Consider the following 18,904-nt stretch of genomic DNA (forward strand, 5'->3'; position numbering starts at 1 on the left):
AGGATTCCGTCCGGCCCGGCTTACTAGAACGCGTTGCAGTTCACTGGGCGGCGTCGTACGTTCGAAGGCATGCGGACACGTGTCACCGACATGTTCGGTATCGAGTTCCCCATCTTCGCCTTCAGCCACTGCCGGGACGTCGTCGCCGCGGTCAGCCGCGCCGGCGGCATGGGGGTGCTCGGCGCCCTGTACTTCACCCCCGAAGAGCTCGAGATCGAGCTGAAGTGGATCGACGACCACGTGGACGGCCGTCCGTACGGCGTGGACGTGGTGATGCCCGCCTCCTACGAGGGCGCGGACCTCGACGTGGACTCCCCGGCCGAACTGGTGGCACGGCTGCAGGGGATGATCCCGCAGGGGCACCGGGCCTTCGTGGAGGACCTGCTGGCCCGGCACGGTGTGCCGCCGCTGGACGGCTCCGACTCCGGCAAGGTGCTGCTCGGCTGGACCGACGCGACCGCTCGGCCGCAGGTCGAGGTCGCGCTCCGGCATCCCATCGCGCTGCTCGCCAACGCCCTCGGCCCGCCGCCGGCCGACGTCGTGGAGCAGGCGCACGCGAAGGGCGTGAAGGTGGCGGCGCTCGCCTCCACGCCCCGGCACGCGATCAAGCAGGTCGAGGTCGGCGTGGACGTCGTCGTGGCGCAGGGCACCGAGGCGGGCGGCCACACCGGGGAGATCTCCACGATGGTGCTGATTCCGCAGGTGGTGGACGCGGTGGACGTGCCGGTCCTGGCCGCGGGCGGCATCGGCTCCGGCCGCCAGATGGCCGCGGGCATGGCGCTCGGCGCCGAAGGCGTCTGGACCGGCTCGATCTGGCTGGCCGTGGAGGAGGCCGACACCTCCGAGACCGTGCGGCAGCGCATCATCGCGGCCACCTCCCGCGACACGGTCAGGTCGCGGAGCTGGACCGGCAAGCCCGCCCGCCTGCTGAAGAACGAGTGGACCGACGCGTGGGAGTCGGCCGAGTCGCCCGGCACGCTGCCGATGCCGCTGCAGTTCATGCTGATCTCCGACGCGCTGCGGCGGATCGGCAGGTCGGACGCGACCGAGCTGGCCACGTTCCCCGCCGGTCAGATCATCGGCGCGATGAACCAGGTCAAGCCGGCCAGACAGGTCGTCTTCGAGATGGTGGAGGAGTACATCGAGGCCATGGAACGCCTCGGCCGCATCACCCGCGACGAGTGAGGCCCCGCCCCCCGCTCGCGCGACGCCCTGCTGCTTTACTGCTGGGGATGTTCCGCGAGCTCGGGGAGGACGCCGCGATGAGCCGTGCCGGTGACGAGACCGTGGCGCAGGCCCCGCCCATCCCGCCGCCGATCATGGGGAACGTTCCCGGCTCCTACGCCCTGAGCGTCTTCAGGGAGCGGCATCCCGTGCTCGTCCGCCAGGTCGCGCGGGCGCTGCCGTACGATCCGGACCGGCGGCGCGCGCTCGACCGGCTGCTCGACGAGGTCGTGCGCGACGTCATGACGCCGCTGGAGCCGTCGGCGCACGACGGCGCCGCCTGGGCCGAGTGGGGACACGGCAAGATCGGCCGCCGCTACGTGGACGTGCCGTTCCTGTGGGGGGAGAGCTACTTCTACCGGAAGGTGATCGAGGCCACCGGATACTTCGGCGACGGCCCGTGGCGCGGGGTCGATCCGTTCGGCCCCATGAAGCAGGCCGAACTCGACGGCCCGGTTGTGGACGGGGAGCTGGCGGCGCTCGACGGGACGGCGACGCTCTCCCGGGGCGAGAGGGCCGAGGCGCTGCTGCTCGGCTCGCTCTGGGGCAACCGCGCGGACCTGTCCTTCGGCATCACCCTCAAGGGCGACCAGGAGACAGCGACGGACCTGGTGGTGGACGACCGCCCGCTGCTGTGGTCGCTGATCGAGGCCGCCGCGCCGGGAAGGATCTGCCTGGTCGCCGACAACGCGGGGCGCGAGCTGCTGCCCGACCTCGTGCTGGCCGACCACCTTCTCGCCTGCGGGCTCGCGGGCGAGGTCGTCCTCCACGTCAAGCCGTTCCCGTACTTCGTGTCCGACGCCACCCCCGCCGACGTGCTCGCGTGCCTGCGGCGGCTCGCCGCGGCCCCCGGCCGGGCGGGGGAGGCCGGCGCGCGCCTGTGGACCGCGATGGAGGAGGGGCGTCTCAGGTTGCGGGCGCATCCCTTCGCCTGCGCTCCGCTGCCCTACTCGGACATGCCGGACGACCTGCGGGGGGAGTTCGCGTCGGCCTCGCTGACCGTCATGAAGGGCGACCTGAACTACCGGCGGCTCGTCGGCGACCGGATGTGGCCGGCGACCACACCGTTCGCCGCGGTCACCGCCTACTTCCCCGGGCCTGTCGTCGCGCTGCGCACGCTGAAGTCGGACGCGCTCGTCGGCGTGCCGGAGCGGACGCTGGCAGAGCTGGACGCGACCGGCCGGCCCTGGCGCACCACCGGCACCCACGCCATGGTCCAGGCCCGCCCCTGACCGGGCCTTCTCGTCCGCCGGTGCCGCGCTCAGGACACGCGCCTAGCCTTCCATGAGTCGGGTCAGCCGGTCCCAGGCCGGGGACGAGGCTCCGGGCTGGGTCTGCACGGCCAGCCGGGCGATGTCCGGGTTGCGGACGGGGCGGGTCTCGGACCGGCTCCGATGCCTGGCGAACCAGTCCCGCGTACGGTCCGCGAGGGCGGGGAGGCGGGGATCGCTCGGCGGCCAGTCGTAGGCGGCGTCGTGTTCGAGGTAGAGCGCGCGGAAGTCCGGGTCGGTCATGAGCTCGCGCTTCTCGGCGATCCACAGGGCGGCGTCCTCGGGTGAGGCCGTCTGCATGAGGATCCAGCCGTCGCGTTCCAGGTGGATCTGGCGCTCGCTGACGCCGAGCCGGCGCAGGTCGTCGAGATAGCCGGCGACCTCAGGGGAGACGAAGAGCCCGTCGCCGCCGCGCAGCTGCACGAGCTGGTCGCGGACGTGCTGCAGCTGCGCGATGCGGTCCCGGAGATCGCGGTCGATCTCCTCGATGGCCGCCGTGAGCGCGTCGGGGTCGGCGTCGAGGAGGTCCTTGACGCGGGCCAGCGGCACGCCCGCCTGCGCCAAAGTCCTGATCTTGACGAGGTCGACGGCGTCCTCGGCGGTGTAGCGCCGGTAGCCGGACGAGTCACGGCCGGGCTCGGGGAGCAGCCCGCGCTTGTGGTAGTGCCGGATGGCTTTGACGGTCACTCCGGCGTAGTCCGCGAGCCGGCCAATCGTGATCACGCCGGACATCCTCCCACCGGACCGTCACGCCCGTCGGGTCAGGCGGCCGCCGCCGTTGCGGAATCGCGCCCGGCCGTCGCGGACGTCGTGGTAGGAGACGAGCAGCAGCCGCAGGTATCCGTCGAACGTCTCCAGTGGGTATCCGGCGGGTGCGAAAAGGCCGGGCCGGATCGGCACGTAGCGCTGCGGCGGGGCGGAGGTCATGCCGCCGGCGAACTCGGTGAATATCCGCTTCTGTGATTCGTCCGCCGGTTCGTACGTCGTCCGCTCCTCCAGCTGACCGTCCACGACGCGGACGTCGATGCGGAGCTGGTTGGAGCGGTAGGTGCCCACGTAGGGGGTGAGGTCGACGCCCTGGACCGATTCGGTGATCAAGGTGGGGATCCGGACGCCGAGATGCTCGGTCAGGAGCCGCCGCAGGATCCGGTCGTGCAGCACGATCGCCCCCGGAGTGTTGCCGTAGGCGGCGAAGACCAGGTCGTGTTCGGGTACGACGCACAGGATGGACACGCCGCCGGGCGACGCGCCCGACATGGCGAGCACGGTCGTGTCGCCGAACGGGTACCGCACCCAGCCCAGGCCCATCGGCGGGACGTTCGGGGTCGCCATGTCGTAGGAGACCTGCTGCATCAGCGCGGTCGACTCGGCCGACAGGACACGTGCGCCCGATGGGGACAGACCGCCCGCGAGGTGGGTGCGCCCGAAGGCGAGCAGGTCGGCGATGGTGCCGATCGGTGTGCCCCCGGCCGGCCCCCAGGTGTCGGGCAGCATGAACATGCCCGTGGGCCGTGCCGCCATCGTCTCGGGATCGGGAAAGTGACCGATGGCGGTGCTGCGAAGGATGGCCTGCTCGGCCGAGGTGCCGGAGCTCTCCATGCCGACGGGCGCGTAGACGTCGCGCCCGAGCAGCTCGGGGAAGGGCATGCCGGTCACCACTTCCAGCAGGCGGCCCGCGACGATCATGCCGCCGTTGCTGTAGCTGAGCCGCTCGCCGGGTTCGAACAGGGAGCCGCAGTTGCCCGCGAGGCCCTGGACGTAGGTCTTCAGCGCGTCGCGGCCCCTGGCGTCGGGGAAGAACAGGTCCGCGTCGATGCCGTTGGTGTGTGAGACGAGGTGCCGGACCAGGATCCTGTCCGCCACGCCCGGTGTGGTCAGGGCGAAGTCCGGAAGGTACTTCACCACCGGCGTGTCGAGGTCGAGCAGTCCCCGGTCGACCTGCCGCAGGACCAGCGTGGTGGTCAGGACCTTGGTGACGGAGCCGAGGAGGAATCCGGTGTCCTCGAGCATCGGGGCGCCTGTGGCGGCGTTCGCGGTGCCATGGGCGACGATCACCTGCTCGCCCGCGTGGTGGACGCCGGCGACGAACCCGGGGATGTTCCCGGACTCGCAGTGGTCGGCGGCCAGCTCGCGGATCCGGGCTGCGACGGTGCGCAGTGCGTTGTCGTTCATGCGGAGCATCGTCGAACCTTGACCCTGGGGCAAGGTCAAGAGGCGGCGTGGGCGCCCGCAGGGGAGGGCGTCAACGCCCCTGGTAGACCGGCGGGCGCTTGTCGCGGAAGGCGCGGGAGCCCTCCTTGGCGTCCTCGGAGCCGATGACCGGCCAGCCGATCGCGTCGGAGACCTTGAAGGCCTCGGCCTCCGGCATGCCCAGCGTCTCGCGGTAGGCGCGCAGGATCGCCTGTACGGCCAGCGGCCCGCAGGCGGCCACCTGATCGGCGATCTCACGGGCCGCCGCGAGCGCCTGACCGTCCGGCACGACCCGGTTGACCATGCCCATCGCGAGCGCCTCGGCCGCCGTGATCGCCCGGCCGGTGAGCAGCACGTCCATGGCGAACGCGTACGGGATCTGGCGCGGCAGCCGTACGGCGCTGCCGCCCATCGGGAACAGCGCCCGCCGCGCCTCGAACAGCCCGAGCGTGGCGCTCTCGCCGGCGACGCGCAGGTCGGTGCCGACGAGCAGTTCGGTGCCGCCCGCCACGGCGTACCCCTCGACCGCGCACACGACGGGCTTGGCGGGCAGCGCCTCCGGATCGCGCAGCAGGCCCTTCCAGTGGTAGTCGGGGATCTCGGCGGCCCGCCGGCGCACCCGCTCGTCCTCGGACGGCGTGCCCATGGCCTTGAGGTCGGCCCCGGCGCAGAATGTGCCGGCCGCGCCGGTGAGGATGCCGACCCGCACCTCCGGCTCGTCCGAGATGTACCGCCATGCCTCGGCGAGTCCCACCAGCATGTCCTGCGAGAGCGCGTTCCTGGCCTCGGGCCGGTCCATCGTGACGATCACCACGTGACCGTCGCGCTCGATCCGGCAGTGCGGGGTGCTGATGGGCAGGAGCTCCACAGGTGTCCTCCAGCTGGGCGGCGTCACCGATTCAATCAAGCGCTTGTTAGACATGGCGCGCGGGGTTAGTCTGCCCGCAAGAACTAGAACCGATTCTCGTCTGAGTCGCTCCGCATTGCCAGGTCTTGTCAGCGTCGTGCCGGCGTGCTTCACTCCGGGGCCGCTCACGCCGCGGACGCCCGGTCGCGGGGCCCGAGCGATCCTCCGGCACGACCGGGCGGTGTGAGCGCCCCGATGGTGAGCGGGAGACGCGGCCACATAAGGAGCTGGCATATGGGCTCACTCGGTTTCTGGAGGCTGGCGCAGGCCGACCCGGCGTGGATCGCCGCGGTCGATCCCGACGGAACGGAACATCCCGCCGGCGAACTGCTCGCCAGGGCCAACCGCATGGTCCACGGCCTGCGTGAGCTGGGCCTGCGGCCGGGCGACGGCATCTGCGGCCTGCTGCCCAACGGCGCGGACGGCCTCGTGCTCTATCTCGCCGCCCTGCAGGCGGGGTGGTACTACACACCGGTCAACTGGCACCTCACCGGGCCCGAGATCGGTTACATCGTGGCCGATAGCGAGGCCGCCGCGTTCTTCGCCCACGAGCGGTACGCCGCGGAGGCCGTCAGAGGCGCCCGGGAGGCGGGAATCGCCGCCGACCGGTGCTTCTCCCACGGCGAGGTGGAGGGCTTCCGGCCGGTGGCCGAGCTGACCGACGGCAGGCCGGACACCACGCCCCCCGGCCGTACGGCGGGGGCCACCATGCACTACACCTCCGGCACCACCGGCAGGCCGAAGGGCGTTCGGCGCGCACTCACCGGCCTCGACCCCGACGACTCCGCCGAGCTGATGACGGGGCTCCTGCGGCTGTTCGGCGTGACGCCGGGCCGCCCGAACGCCCACCTGGTCACCTCGCCGAGCTATCACACGGCGGTCACCCAGTTCGCCGGTACGGCCCTGCACATGGGGCACACGCTCGTCTTCATGGACAGGTGGGACGCCGAGGAGACCCTGCGCCTGTGCGAGCGCCACCGCGTGACGAACTCCCACATGGTGCCGACGCACTTCAAACGGCTGCTGTCGCTGCCGGAGGAGACGCGGCGCTCCTACGACCTGTCGTCGCTGCGGTGGATGATCCACGCCGCCGCGCCCTGCCCGGTGCCGGTCAAGTGGCAGATGCTGGAGTGGTGGGGCGAGGTGATCTACGAGTACTACGCCGCCACCGAGGGCGGCGGCACGATCGCCACTCCCGAGGACTGGAAGAAGCGGCCGGGCACGGTCGGGAAGGCCTGGCCGGGCAGCGAGCTGCTGATCGTGGACGACGAGCTCGCGCCGGTGCCCACCGGCACGCCCGGCACCGTCTACATGAAGATGGGCGTCTCCTTCGAGTACAAGGGCGACCCGGAGAAGACCGCGGCCAACCGGCTTCGCGAGTACTTCACCGTCGGCGACATCGGCTACCTCGACGAGGACGGCTTCCTGTTCCTCTGCGACCGCAAGGCCGACATGATCATCTCGGGCGGGGCCAACATCTACCCCGCCGAGATCGAGAACGAGCTCATGGTCCACCCGAAGGTGGCCGACGTGGCCGTGTTCGGCATCCCGGACGACGAGTGGGGCGAGCGCATCATGGCCGTCGTCGAGCCCGCGCCGGGGGCGGTGCCCGGGCCCGAGCTGGCCGCGGAGATCCTCGGCTCGCTGGAGGGCCGCCTGGCGCGGATGAAGTGGCCGAGCTCGATCGACTTCATCGACGAGATGCCCCGCGAGCCGAACGGCAAGCTGCTCAAACGCAAGCTCCGCGCCCCCTACTGGGAAGGCAGGGACCGTGCCATCTGACATGTCCGAGGACCTGGTCGCGACGCACGTCCTGGAGTTCCCCGGCGGTTACACCCGGACGACCGGGCCCGTCATCGGGCGGTTCCTCACCGAACTGCGCGACCGGCGGCTGGTCGGGGTCCGTACGGCCGGCGGGCGGGTGCTGGTGCCGCCGCTGGAGTACGACCCGGACACGGGCGAGCCGGTCACCGAGGAGTACGTGGAGGTCGGGCCGGCCGGGACCGTCCAGGCGTGGGCCTGGGTGAGCTCCCCGCGCCCCGGCCACCCGCTCGACCGGCCGTTCGCCTGGGCGCTGATCCGGCTCGACGGCGCCGACACCGCCCTCGTCCACGCGGTGGACGCCGGGAGCCCGAAGGCGCTGCGGCCGGGCATGCGGGTGCGCCCGCGCTGGCGGGCCGCCACCACCGGGCACATCACCGACATCGAGTGCTTCCTGCCCGAGGTCACCTCGCTCGTCGCGCCCGTGCGCGCCGAGTATCGCGTCACGCCCGGCCGGGCGCTCACCCGTTTTCTCGAGGGCGTGCGCGACGGGAGGTTCGTCGGCGGCCGGTGCGCCGAATGCGCCGCCGTCTACGTGCCCTACCGCGAGTCGTGCCCCGCGTGCGGCTCGGTGATCGAGGAGGAGGTGGAGGTCGCCGACACCGGCACGGTCACCACCTTCGCCATCAACAACCTGCCCGACCCCCGGGCCCCCGAGGTGCCGTTCGTCTCCGCGTACGTGCTGCTGGACGACGCGGACACCCCGATGATCGCGCTGATCGGCGGGGTGCCGGCGCGCGAGGTGCGGCAGGGCATGCGGGTGCGCGCCGTGTGGGTGCCGCCCGAGGAGCGGACGCTGTCGATGACCAACGTGAAGTGGTTCGAGCCGACCGGGGAGCCGGACGCCGATCTCGACGAAAGCGGAGGTGGTGCCTGATGCGGGACGTCGCGGTCGTCGCCTTCGCCCAGACCGTCCACACCGGTCACGACACCGGGCTGGCCGAGCCGGAGCTGCTGCTGCCGGTGATCGACGAGGTCAAGCGGGCGACCGGGCTGAAGAGGTTCGGCTTCACGTGTTCCGGCTCGTGCGACTACCTGGCCGGGGCGCCGTTCTCGTTCGTCTCGGCGCTCGACGCGGTCGGGGCCTGGCCGCCCATCAGCGAGAGCCACGTCGAGATGGACGGCGCCTTCGCGCTGTACGAGGCGTGGGTGCGCCTTCAGCACGGCGACATCGACACCGCCCTGGTCTACGGCTTCGGCAAGTCGTCGATGTCGGACATCCGGGAGATCATGACGCTCCAGCTCGACCCGTACTATCTGGCGCCGCTGGGACTCGACCAGGTGTCGTACGCCGCGCTGCAGGCCTCCGTGGCGAACGCGGACAGGGCGGCGCTGGACGAGATCGTCCGGCGCAGCCGGGCGAACGGCCGGGCCAACCCGTACGCCCTCGATCTGCCGGACCCGTCGGGCGACGACTACGAGGTCGAGCCGCTCCGGCCGTACGACGTCGCGCCGGTCACGGACGGGGCGGCGGCCGTGGTGCTGGCCGCGGGGGACCGCGCCCGCGAGCTGGCCGGGCGGCCCGCCTGGATCACCGGCATCGCGCACCGCGCCGAGCCCCACTACCTGGGCATGCGCGACCTTTCCCGGTCGGTGTCCACGGCCGAGGCGGGCCGGGCGGCCGGGGTGGGCAAGGGCCCGGTCGACGTGGCGGAGCTCCACGCCCAGTTCAGCCACGAGGAGCCGATCCTGCGCGCGGCGCTCGGCCTGTCCGGCGAGGTGACGGTCAACCCGTCGGGCGGGCCGCTCGCGGCCAACCCGGTCATGGCCACCGGCCTGATCCGCGTGGGCGAGGCGGCCCGGCGCATCCTCGACGGTTCGGCCGGCCGTGCGGTGGCGCACGCCACCTCGGGACCGTGCCTGCAGCAGAACCTCGTCGCCGTGCTCGAAGTCGCCGTGCTCGAAACGTCCGCGTAGGGAGTCGCCGTGGGAAACCGCTGTGCCGTCATCGGCGTGGGCCAGACCCGCTACCAGACCAGACGGCGGGACGTGTCGCTGGCCGGGCTGGTCCGCGAGGCCGCCCTGCGGGCGCTCGAGGACGCCGGCCTGACGTTCGCCGACATCGACGCCGTCGTCATCGGCAAGGCCCCCGACCTGTTCGAGGGCGTGATGATGCCGGAGGCCTACCTCGCCGACGCGCTCGGCGCGGCCGGCAAGCCGGTGATGCGCGTGCACACGGCGGGCTCGGTCGGCGGCTCGACCGCGCTGGTCGGCGCCTCGCTGGTGCAGGGCGGGGTGCACGGGCGGGTGCTGGTGGTCGCCTTCGAGAAGCAGTCGGAGTCGAACGCCACCTGGGCCCTGTCCACGCACCTGCCCTTCAACGCCTCCCTGGTCGTGGGCGCGGGCGGCTACTTCGCGCCGCACATCAGGGAGTACATGCGCAGGTCGGGCGCGCCCGGCCACATCGGCACGCTGGTCGCGGTCAAGGACCGGCTGAACGCGCTGAAGAACCCCTACGCCCACCTGCGCATCCCCGGGATCGACCGGGAGATGGTCGAGTCGACCCCGATGCTGTGGGAGCCGATCCGCTACCTGGAGACCTGCCCGTCGTCCGACGGCGCCTGCGCGATCGTGCTCGCGGCCGAGGACAAGGTGACCGGCACGCCCGCGTGGATCCACGGCACGGCGATGCGCTCGGAGCCCATCATGCTGGCCGGTCGCGACGTCGTCAGCCCCCGGGCCGGCCGCGACTGCGCCGCCGACGTCTACCGCCAGGCCGGCGTCGCCGACCCGCGCCGGGAGATCGACGTCGCCGAGGTGTACGTCCCGTTCTCCTGGTATGAGCCGATGTGGCTGGAGAACCTCGGCTTCGCCGCCGAGGGGGAGGGCTGGAAGCTCACCGAGGCGGGATGCACGGCCCTCGACGGCGACACCCCCTGGAACGCCTCCGGCGGCGTGCTGTCGTCCAACCCGATCGGGGCGTCCGGGCTCATCCGGTTCGCCGAGGCGGCGCTCCAGGTGCGGGGCATGGCGGGGGAGCACCAGGTCGAGGGGGCGCGCCTCGCGCTCGGCCACGCGTACGGCGGAGGCGCCCAGTTCTTCGCGATGTGGATCGTCGGAAGCAGCAGACCGTGAGTTAGCTCAGACCCTGACGAGCGGGAGGTCCGCCGGATGGAGTTCAACCACGCCGATCTTTTCGAGGGGCTCGCCGACGCCATCGGGGACCGCGTGGCGGTGGTCTGCGGCGACGACCGCCTGACCTACGCCGAGCTCGATGCCCACGCCAACCGGCTCGCCCACCACCTGACCGCGCACGGCGTCGGCCACGGCACGCACGTGGGCATGCAGCTCTACAACGGCGTGGAGTACGTCGCGGGCCTGCTGGCGGCGCTGAAGCTGCGGGCCGTGCCGGTCAACGTCAACTACCGGTACGTCGAGTCGGAGTTGCTCTACCTCTATCGGGACTCCGGGATCGCGGCCCTGCTGTTCGACGTGGAGTTCGGCGACCGCGTCGCGGCCACCGCGCCCGAGGTCCCCGGGATGCGCCACCTTGTCGCCGTCGGCGGCCCCACGGCCGTGCCGGGCGCGGTGCCGTACGAGGAGGCGGTGGCGGGGCAGCCCGAGGGCAGGGGATTCCCGCCCCGGTCCGGCGACGACCTGTACGTCATCTACACCGGCGGCACGACCGGCATGCCCAAGGGCGTGATGTGGCGGTCGGAGGACCTGTTCTACGCCTTCGGCGGCGGCAACCCGTACGGCGAGCCGCTGAAGACGCCCGAGGCGGTGATCGAGCAGGCGCGCGGCGCGGCGTCGCCGATCGTCATGATGACGGCCGCTCCGCTGATGCACGGCGCCGCGCAGGTGGGCACCTTCATCGCCTGGTGGATGGGCGGCACGATGGTGTACGTCCGCAGGTTCGACGCCGCCGCCGTGCTGCGCGCGATCGAACGGGAGAGGGTCGTCAGCCTGAACATCACCGGCGACGCGATGGCCCGCCCGCTCGCCGACGAGCTCGCCGCCGGCTCCTACGACCTGTCGTCGCTGTTCGCGCTCAGCTCGACCGGGGCGATCCTCAGCGGGGCCGTACGCGCCCGGCTGGAGGAGCTCCTGCCGGGCCGGATGATCCTCGACAACTTCGGCTCGACGGAGTCCGGATACACGGCGTCGGCCGTCGACGGGTCGTCGCCCGAGTCGGGCCTGCGCTACCGGCCCAACGCCGGCGCCTCCCTGGCCGTGCTGGACGAGACGCTGACCCCGGTCGAGCCGGGCTCGGAGCGGATCGGCACGGTGGCCAGGACCGGCCGGATCGCCTCCGGCTACCACAACGACCCGGACAAGACCGCCCGCACCTTCGTGACCGATGCCCACGGCGTCCGGTGGCTGCTCACCGGAGACCTCGCCACCGTCGAGGAGGACGGCACGATCCGCATCCTGGGCCGCGGCTCCCAGTGCATCAACACCGGCGGGGAGAAGGTCTTCCCCGAGGAGGTCGAGGCGGTGCTCAAGGGACATCCCGCCGTGTTCGACGCCGTCGTCACCGGCATCCCCGACGAACGCTGGGGCTCGCGGGTGGCGGCCGTCGTCCAGCCGTACGACGGGACCACGCCGACGGCGCAGCAGCTCGACGCCCACTGCCGCACCCGGCTGTCGGGCTACAAGGTGCCGCGGACCTACGCGTTCGTGGAGGAGATCGTCCGCTCCCCGGCCGGCAAGGCCGACTACCGGTGGGCCGGCCGGATCGCGTCCGGAGCGCGTCAGCCGGAGTAGGCGGCGGCGAGGGCGTGGAAGACCTCCTTCGGCTCGCGTCCGCCGTCCTTCAGCAGCCGGACCACCCCGTAGGAGGACATGTCGAGGTCGCTGCGCGGGTCCGGGTCGTACGTCGTCGTGTAGCCGGCGAAGGTGAACCAGAAGGCGCTGTCCACGCCCTCCTCCTCGAACACGGTGAGCAGTTCGCGCAGGTAGCGGACCTGCTCGCCCTCGTCGCGCCGGTAGTCGCCGTTCAGCCGGGGCGGATTCACGCTGTAGTCCACGATGGCCCACGCCATGCCGCCGCGTGCGCCTGCCCCTGTGTAGGCGCACGTGCCGAACTCGGTGACCGCCACCGGCTTGCCGAACCGGAAGCGGGAGCGCAGCTCCTCGCGGTAGGTCGCGGCGTTGCGCCCGTCGCGGTAGGCGTCCACCGCGACGAGGTCGAACGGACTCCAGTCGACGTCCTCCCAGTCGCCCGAGGCGTAGGTCACCCGCCCGCCGAAGGCGGCGCGGACGGCCTCGGCGGTCTCCGCCAGGAACGGGTTCAGCCGCGCGGGGATCTCGGCGAACCGGGCGTACAGCTCGGGATCCCCCGTGCCGAGTGCGGCCATGCGGTCGAAGAAGGTCTCCCCGGGCAGGAATCCGGCGCAGAAGAAGCTCAGCTCGCACCCGGTCACGAGCACCACCTCCGCGCCGTCGCGCCGCACCTCCTCGGCCCGCTCGGCGCACTCAAGGAAGAACGGCGCGAGCTCCCGGGTCGTCATCTCGCAAGGGAAGGGCGCGAACCACACCTCCAGCCCCGCGTCGGCGGCGTGCCGCGCGGCGACGCTGAGCCGTTCCGGGTGCCCGCCGGTGATGCGGACCGCGGTGCAGTGCAACTCCTCGGCGATGACCCGCATCTCCGCGCGGACCGTCTCCGGGTCGAACGTCTCCCGGCTGATGTGCCCGCCCGGGAGGAAACCGGTGTCGTAGTTGATGCCCCTGCCCCTCATCGCGCTTCCTTCGCCTCGACGTTGACCATCATCATGATCGGCCCGGAGCCGAACGCGCCCGCGACCAGGAGCCCGACCACGAGGGCGGCGACCAGCATCACGTTGGACAGCCAGACCATGGTGGACACCGGCAGCGTGAACGCGCCGATGAGCCGGGCCACGCAATCGGCGAGCATCGCCCCGCCCCAGATCCCGGTGAACAGGCGCTCGGCGCGGCGGAACCGGGCGGTGCTCGCGAGCCGTTCCCAGGCGGCCTCCCGCACCGCGTTCCCCCGCGTGATGAACGCGCGCATGCCCGGGGTCATCACCGGGCGCGCGGTGAACGCCGAGAGCATCATGACCAGGCTGATCACGCCGCTGAGCGCCGAGTCCCTGCCGATCATCATGCGGGCGTCGCCGGCGACGAAGCTCAGCGCGATGCCCACAACGTTCACCGCCAGCGTCAGCCCGGCCAGCCCGTTGAGGGTGCGGTCCCTGACGATCCCGGCGACCACCCGGACGGCCGGGATCACGCCGCTCACGGCCAGCGCGGTGACCTCGCTCGTGCCGAACGCGCCGTGCAGGAGGTAGTAGCAGGCCATCGGCGCGGCGACGTCCAGCGCCAGCGGCACGAGCGTCTTGCGGAGGTTGCCCCGCTGGGGCTGCCCGGCTCTCGCCGGGACGGTCAGGGTCTGGGCCATCGGTTCCTCCGGTGCGTCTCCGTGTGCGTCAAGCGTCTCGGAAGCCGGAGGAACCGGGCAGATTCAGCGATCCCGATTGCGGCAGTACAAATGTCCTGGGTGGCCGTCAGAGCTTCTTGGCGCCCTCGGTCGCGAGCGCCGCCACGGCGCCGAGGCCGAGGTAGACGACGCCGCTGCCCTGGTCGAGCCGCCGCCGGGCCCGCGCCGAGGAGCGCAGCCGCCCGGCCAGGACCGAGGCCAGCAGGGCGTACGTGCCGTCGCTGGCCATGCCGAGCGCGACCCACACGGCCCCGAGCACGAGCACCTGCGGCGCCACGGGACCACGGGCCGGGTCGACGAACTGCGGCAGGAACGCGAGGAAGAACATGGCCGTCTTGGGGTTCAGCACGTTGACCACGAACCCCTCGCCGAACAGCCGCCGGGGCGAGGCCACCTTGACCTCGGCCTCCTCCGCCTCCGCCCGCCGCACGAGCTTGCGGATCCCCAGGTAGAGGAGGTAGGCCGCGCCCAGGTACTTCACCACGGCGAACGCCGTGGCCGAGGCGGCGAGCAGCGCGGTGATCCCGAACGCCGCGGCGGCGATGTGGACGAGCGAACCGGTGTGGACGCCGAGAACGGACACCAGCCCCGCCGTACGGCCCTGGGCGACGCTGCGGGTGACGATGTAGAGCACGGCGGGTCCCGGAACCAGGAGCAGCGCCAGCGTGGCGGTCGCGAACAGGGCGAGCGTGGGCAGAGTCGGCATGGCTCGGATGGTACGGACACCGTGCCCGTTCCGGCACGTGGATTTAGAGCGCGGTCAGCACGCGGGGACCGTCCTCGGTGATCGCGATGGTGTGCTCCATGTGGGCGGCCCGGCTGCCGTCCACGGTGTGCAGCGTCCAGCCGTCGGCCGCCGTTTGGTAACCGTCCCGGCCCCCGGCGATGAACATCGGCTCGATGGCCAGCGCGAGGCCGTGCCGCAGGGGATAGCCCCGGCCGGGCCGGCCGTGGTTCGGCACCGACGGGTCCTCGTGCATGCGGCGGCCGATGCCGTGGCCGCCGAAGTCTCTGGGCATGCCGTATCCGGCCTCCTCGGCGATCCCGCCGATCGCCGCCGAGATGTCCCCGATGCGGTTGCCCACGGTCGCGGCGGCGATCCCGGCCTCCAGCGCCCGGCGCGTGGTGTCGACGAGCTCCAGGTCGCCGGGCCGCGGCGTGCCCACGATGAACGTGACGGCGGCGTCGGCCGCCCAGCCGTCCAGTATCGCGCCGCAGTCGACGCCGACGACGTCCCCGTCACGCAGCCGGTAATCGGTCGGGATACCGTGCACGATCGCGTCGTTGACGGACACGCAGATCACGGCGGGGAACGGGGTCGGCGCGAAGGACGGCCGATAGCCGAGGAACGGGGAGCTCGCCCCGGCCTCACGCAGCACCGCCCGCGCCGTCTCGTCCAGGTCGGTGAGCCGCACCCCGATGGCCGCGGCTTTCCGTACGGCGTCGAGCGCACGGGCCACCACGCGCCCCGCCTCCCGCATCGCGTCCAGCGCGGCGTCGGTCTTGATTTCCACCATGACATGCCCTCCCGGGGTGGCACCAATAACTATACCGGTATTAGTATCACGGTCATGGTGAGAGTGCCCCTGACCCCCGAGGAGCGGCAGCGGGGGGAGCGGTTCGGCGTCCTGCTCCGGCAGGCGCGCGGCGAGCGCAGCATGGTCGAGGTCGCCGCGGCGGCCGGGCTGTCGGCCGAGACGCTGCGCAAGATCGAGACCGGCCGCGCGCCGACCCCGGCCTTCTTCACCGTCGCCGCGCTCGCCGCCGCGCTGGGCCTGTCGTTGGACGAACTGGCCGCCGCCTGCGCCGAAGGCCCCCACACCGCCGAGTTCCGCCAAGCCGGCTGACGCCCGGCCGCGCCGTTCCTAGGAGAGCTCGTACACCAGCGAGGTCGTCCCGCCGCCCGTGGGATCGGGCCGCCGTGTGTGCACCCAGAGCCGCGTCGTGCCCCGCACGGGCGCGATGTCGGCGATCCGCTCGCCGGGGCCGCCCGCCGGCAGGGTGGACCTGGTCCATCCGCCGTCGCGCAGGCTGAGGACGTAGGGCGCGCCGGAGGCGGGATGGGCGGCCATCCACACGCCGCCCACGGGGTCCACGCGCACCGCCGTCAGGCCCGTCCTCGTCAGGTCCGTGCCCACCTGCGCCCATCGAGTGCGGTCCCAGTGGAGGACGACGGGGCTGCCACCGTCCGCCCAGTAGGGCCCGGCCGCCCACGCCTGGCCGTCCGGCCGCACAGCCAGGTCCAGGTCGCTCAGATGGGAACGCCCGCGACAGGGCGGACGAGCGGAGTCGACAGCGCACGGGTAGGGCACGTCCTTCCATGACGCGCCGTCCCAGTGCAGCGTTCTGTCCCCCCGCTCCCGGCTGACGATCCACACGTCGTCCGGGCTTGCCGCGGCGACCGCGGTGAGGTCGAAATCCGGCGGCGACGGCTGCCGAGGCCAGGCGTTGCCGCTCCAGCGCAGCACGGTGGAGGGAGCCCCGTCCGGGTCCATGCCGGTGACGAACCAGGCGCCGCCCCGCGAGTCGACGGAGATGTCGATCACTCCGCTCCACGTCGCGTCCCGGGAGAGCAGGCGCGTCCAGCGCCCGCCGGAGAACCGCCAGAGGTGCTCTGCCACGGTGTCGTACTTCTGGGGGACGCTTACGGCCGCCCAGATCGTCTCCCCGGACGGAGACCCGCCGATCTCGAGCCCCCAGGCCTTGGTGAACTGCGCGGGCAGGCCGGCGCGTCTCCAGGAGGTGCCGTCCCATCGCAGCATCGACCAGCCGGGGCCGCGTCTCTTCCTGATGAACAGCGACACCCCGCCGTCCGCCGAGGGAAACATCGACAACGGAAAGTCCGCGTGGTCCTTGGCGGCGTACCTCAGGGTCCACCGCGACGACGACTCGACAGCGCGGCCGGCCGTCCACCCGGCGTCGTGCCGGGCCGTGTCGGAGGTCATCGCGGATGCGCACACGAGGATCAGGACAGCGACTGCTCCCGCACCGGTACGCATCCAGACATGATCGCATGAGGGCCGGAACCCGCCGCGGGGATCGTCTCATCTGAATCTTTCAACGGTCTTCACTCGCGGCGGCCTCCCCGCCCGGCGGCCGTCGGCGGCGTTCGAGGAGATGAGCGGGGGCTACCGCCACGCGCCCGCCCGCCCACGGCGAGGGCGGGCCGACGGAGTTCCTGTACAGCGGGCGGAGGAGACCCGACGCTGGGAGCATCGCCGGCGATCACGGCAGCCGGTCCGAAGCGGTGTGGTCAGCCCACCCTGGAGGTGCCCGATGCGATTCCCCCACGGCCGGTCACGTCGCTCGGCCGTCCTCGCGGCCGTCGTGGCCGCCGCGTCCGCGGTGACCGGGCTCGTCCCGGGCACGGCCGACGCGGCGCCGAGCGGATCGGCTCGCGTGGTCCGCCTGCTGCCGAGCCCGGTTCCCACTGCCACGCCGTCTCCGACTGTGAGCGCCACGCCGAGCGTCATCGTCTCGCCCGCCGAGGTCCTCGTGCCCGAAGGAGGTTCGGCGCTCATCCACGTGCGGCTCAGCCAGAGGCCGTCGTACGGCTGGGTGACCGTCGACAGCGAGCGGCTGTCCGGCGACCCGGACCTGTCGATCGGCCCCCGGCTGCTCTTCCCCGCCGACCGATACAGCACCTGGCAGTCCCTCATCGTCTTCGCGGAGGAGGACGACGACGCGACGGACGGCACCGCGACGTTCCAGTCCCGGATCAGTCAGCTGCCGGGCAGCGGTGTCGCCGTGTGGACCGCCAGGGAGCTGGACAACGACGTCCCCACGCCGAGTCCCAGCTGAACCTCGTCAGAAGTAGCGCGAGCTGAGATCGGTCGTGGGCCAGCTCGTCACCTTCCCGATCTGGGCGTTGAACAGGTCGGCGAGCATGTCGAAGTCGGGTGACCCGCTCTCCTCCCGCCGGTTGAACAGGGCGGCGTAGGTGACGCCGTTCTGCAGGCGCGCGACGTAGGTGTAGCTGCCGGGCTGCGAGCCGTCGTGCCAGGTGTTGACGTGCCCCGTCACCTGGCGCACCCACAGGCCGGCGCCGTACCAGGAGCCGTACTGGTTCACGCCGATCTCGGGCTTGGCGAGCATCCTGCCGATGGAGGTCGAGTTGAGCACCGTGTTCGGCGCGTCGAGCACCTTCGCCAGGCGCACCAGGTCGACCGCCGAGGCGATCCAGCCGCCGTTGGGGCCCTGGCAGGCCATGCTGAACCCGCCGCCGTACGGCGCGGGCAGGACCTGGCCGGACTGGTCCAGGACGGTCTGGCCCGTGTAGCGCGACTCGTAGATCACCTCACCGGAGGCGGCCTGAGACCGGAGCGTACGGCCCAGCCGCGGCCGGGTGATGCCGAGGGGCGCCAGGACCTTCTGCCTGACGTAGGTCTCGTAGCCCATGCCGGAGACCTTCTCGATGATCCGGCCCAGCAGCAGATAGCCGTAGTTGCTGTAGGCGAACTTCGTGCCGGGGGCGAAGTCGAGCGGCCGGGTGCTCGCGTACGTGACGATGTGGTCCCGCGTGATCGGCAGCGGGACGCCCAGCGCCGTGGCGATGGTGCGGTCCATGTGCAGGTAGTCGCCGGAGACGTCCCGGTCCCAGCCCCCGGTGTGCTGCAACAGCCGCCACACCGTCACCTTCGCCAGCCGGGAGTCGGCCGAGGTGGACAGGCCGAGAAGCTGCGCGGCCGAGGCGGTCAGGCTGAGCCTGCCCTCCTGGGCCAGCCGCATGATCGCGATGGCGGTGATGTGCTTGCTCAGGCTCGCGATGCGGAACAGCGACGTGGGTGAGACGGCGGGAACGGCATGGCTGCCATCGGAGTATCGGTAGCCCCTGGCGAACACCAGCTTGCCGCCCTTGGAGATGGCGAGCTGCCCGCAGGTGATGCCCCGCTCCTTGATGTAGGTCTTCATCAGCGTGTCGAACCCGGCGAGCGAGGCGGGCGCCACCCCGGAGGCCTCCACGACGGGCGCGGGGAGCAGCCTCGAACCGAACGCGAGGGCGGGCACCGCGATGGCCCCCATCTGAAGGAGGCTCCTCCTGCTCAGACCTCCCTCATCCCCCGATGTGGACGCGAACAGCGACATTTTCTG

Annotated in this window: 18 protein-coding genes; 9 read left to right on the forward strand and 9 right to left on the reverse strand. The window is 72.1% G+C overall.

Features of this window, described 5'->3' with window-relative positions; all coding sequences use genetic code 11:
* Nucleotides 1–69 precede the first annotated feature (69 nt).
* Nucleotides 70–1,185, forward strand: coding sequence for a nitronate monooxygenase family protein (locus ABZ860_RS09765; RefSeq protein ID WP_357217502.1), 1,116 nt, complete (start codon nt 70–72; stop codon nt 1,183–1,185).
* 47 nt (nt 1,186–1,232) lie between these two features.
* Nucleotides 1,233–2,456, forward strand: coding sequence for a damage-control phosphatase ARMT1 family protein (locus ABZ860_RS09770; protein WP_357217505.1), 1,224 nt, complete (start codon nt 1,233–1,235; stop codon nt 2,454–2,456).
* A gap of 42 nt (nt 2,457–2,498) precedes the next feature.
* Here ABZ860_RS09770 and ABZ860_RS09775 read toward each other — a convergent pair whose 3' ends face one another.
* The 3 genes from ABZ860_RS09775 to ABZ860_RS09785 form a co-directional block, all read right to left on the reverse strand.
* Complete coding sequence (locus ABZ860_RS09775; RefSeq protein ID WP_357217508.1) at nt 2,499–3,227, reverse strand: MerR family transcriptional regulator; 729 nt, start codon at nt 3,225–3,227, stop codon at nt 2,499–2,501.
* A gap of 15 nt (nt 3,228–3,242) precedes the next feature.
* Complete coding sequence (locus tag ABZ860_RS09780) at nt 3,243–4,667, reverse strand: serine hydrolase domain-containing protein (RefSeq protein ID WP_357217511.1); 1,425 nt, start codon at nt 4,665–4,667, stop codon at nt 3,243–3,245.
* Nucleotides 4,668–4,737: 70 nt separating this feature from the next.
* The gene (locus ABZ860_RS09785) at nt 4,738–5,553 is read right to left on the reverse strand and encodes a crotonase/enoyl-CoA hydratase family protein (protein WP_357217514.1); all 816 of its coding nucleotides are present in this window, start codon (nt 5,551–5,553) and stop codon (nt 4,738–4,740) included.
* Nucleotides 5,554–5,826: 273 nt separating this feature from the next.
* On the opposite strand from ABZ860_RS09785, the gene ABZ860_RS09790 reads away from it, so the two are divergent.
* The 5 genes from ABZ860_RS09790 to ABZ860_RS09810 are packed head-to-tail and all read left to right on the forward strand — an operon-like array spanning nt 5,827 to nt 12,120.
* Entirely contained in the window at nt 5,827–7,374 is a 1,548-nt protein-coding gene (locus ABZ860_RS09790; RefSeq protein WP_357217518.1) for an acyl-CoA synthetase, read from the forward strand.
* 1 nt (nt 7,375) lies between these two features.
* Entirely contained in the window at nt 7,376–8,290 is a 915-nt protein-coding gene (locus tag ABZ860_RS09795; protein ID WP_357217521.1) for an OB-fold domain-containing protein, read from the forward strand.
* Nucleotides 8,290–9,330: a thiolase domain-containing protein gene (locus ABZ860_RS09800; protein WP_357217525.1), complete on the forward strand. Its 1,041-nt coding sequence runs from the start codon at nt 8,290–8,292 to the stop codon at nt 9,328–9,330. The genes ABZ860_RS09795 and ABZ860_RS09800 overlap by 1 nt, the downstream gene beginning before the upstream one ends.
* A gap of 9 nt (nt 9,331–9,339) precedes the next feature.
* Entirely contained in the window at nt 9,340–10,488 is a 1,149-nt protein-coding gene (locus tag ABZ860_RS09805; RefSeq protein WP_357217528.1) for a thiolase domain-containing protein, read from the forward strand.
* A gap of 36 nt (nt 10,489–10,524) precedes the next feature.
* Nucleotides 10,525–12,120 carry an acyl-CoA synthetase gene (locus ABZ860_RS09810; RefSeq protein ID WP_357217531.1) on the forward strand — a complete coding sequence of 532 codons (1,596 nt, stop codon included), beginning with the start codon at nt 10,525–10,527 and terminating at the stop codon, nt 12,118–12,120.
* On the opposite strand, the gene ABZ860_RS09815 is transcribed toward ABZ860_RS09810, so the two are convergent.
* The 4 genes from ABZ860_RS09815 to map form a co-directional block, all read right to left on the reverse strand.
* Nucleotides 12,108–13,094, reverse strand: a complete 987-nt coding sequence (locus ABZ860_RS09815; protein ID WP_357217534.1) for a hypothetical protein — start codon at nt 13,092–13,094, stop codon at nt 12,108–12,110. The two genes, ABZ860_RS09810 and ABZ860_RS09815, sit on opposite strands and share 13 nt — an antisense overlap.
* Nucleotides 13,091–13,774 carry a VC0807 family protein gene (locus ABZ860_RS09820; protein WP_357217537.1) on the reverse strand — a complete coding sequence of 228 codons (684 nt, stop codon included), beginning with the start codon at nt 13,772–13,774 and terminating at the stop codon, nt 13,091–13,093. Before ABZ860_RS09820 ends, ABZ860_RS09815 begins: the two co-directional genes overlap by 4 nt.
* A 106-nt stretch (nt 13,775–13,880) precedes the next feature.
* A complete protein-coding gene (locus tag ABZ860_RS09825) occupies nt 13,881–14,519 on the reverse strand; it encodes a LysE family translocator (RefSeq protein ID WP_357217540.1) in 639 nt (212 codons plus the stop codon).
* 43 nt (nt 14,520–14,562) lie between these two features.
* A complete protein-coding gene (gene map, locus ABZ860_RS09830; RefSeq protein WP_357217543.1) occupies nt 14,563–15,330 on the reverse strand; it encodes a type I methionyl aminopeptidase in 768 nt (255 codons plus the stop codon).
* Nucleotides 15,331–15,384: 54 nt separating this feature from the next.
* Here map and ABZ860_RS09835 point away from each other — a divergent pair, with 54 nt between their 5' ends.
* Nucleotides 15,385–15,660, forward strand: coding sequence for a helix-turn-helix transcriptional regulator (locus ABZ860_RS09835; protein ID WP_357217546.1), 276 nt, complete (start codon nt 15,385–15,387; stop codon nt 15,658–15,660).
* Between the two features lie 18 nt (nt 15,661–15,678).
* On the opposite strand, the gene ABZ860_RS09840 is transcribed toward ABZ860_RS09835, so the two are convergent.
* Entirely contained in the window at nt 15,679–16,758 is a 1,080-nt protein-coding gene (locus tag ABZ860_RS09840) for a hypothetical protein (RefSeq protein WP_357217549.1), read from the reverse strand.
* A gap of 331 nt (nt 16,759–17,089) precedes the next feature.
* Between ABZ860_RS09840 and ABZ860_RS09845 the strand changes: the two genes are divergently transcribed.
* Entirely contained in the window at nt 17,090–17,614 is a 525-nt protein-coding gene (locus ABZ860_RS09845) for a hypothetical protein (RefSeq protein WP_357217552.1), read from the forward strand.
* Nucleotides 17,615–17,620: 6 nt separating this feature from the next.
* Here the strand turns inward: ABZ860_RS09845 and ABZ860_RS09850 are convergent, their stop codons facing one another.
* The gene (locus ABZ860_RS09850; protein ID WP_357217555.1) at nt 17,621–18,835 is read right to left on the reverse strand and encodes a serine hydrolase domain-containing protein; all 1,215 of its coding nucleotides are present in this window, start codon (nt 18,833–18,835) and stop codon (nt 17,621–17,623) included.
* Nucleotides 18,836–18,904: the final 69 nt, after the last annotated feature.

The sequence above is a fragment of the Microbispora sp. NPDC046973 genome (genome assembly GCF_040644495.1).
In the GTDB taxonomy this organism is placed as follows: domain Bacteria; phylum Actinomycetota; class Actinomycetes; order Streptosporangiales; family Streptosporangiaceae; genus Microbispora.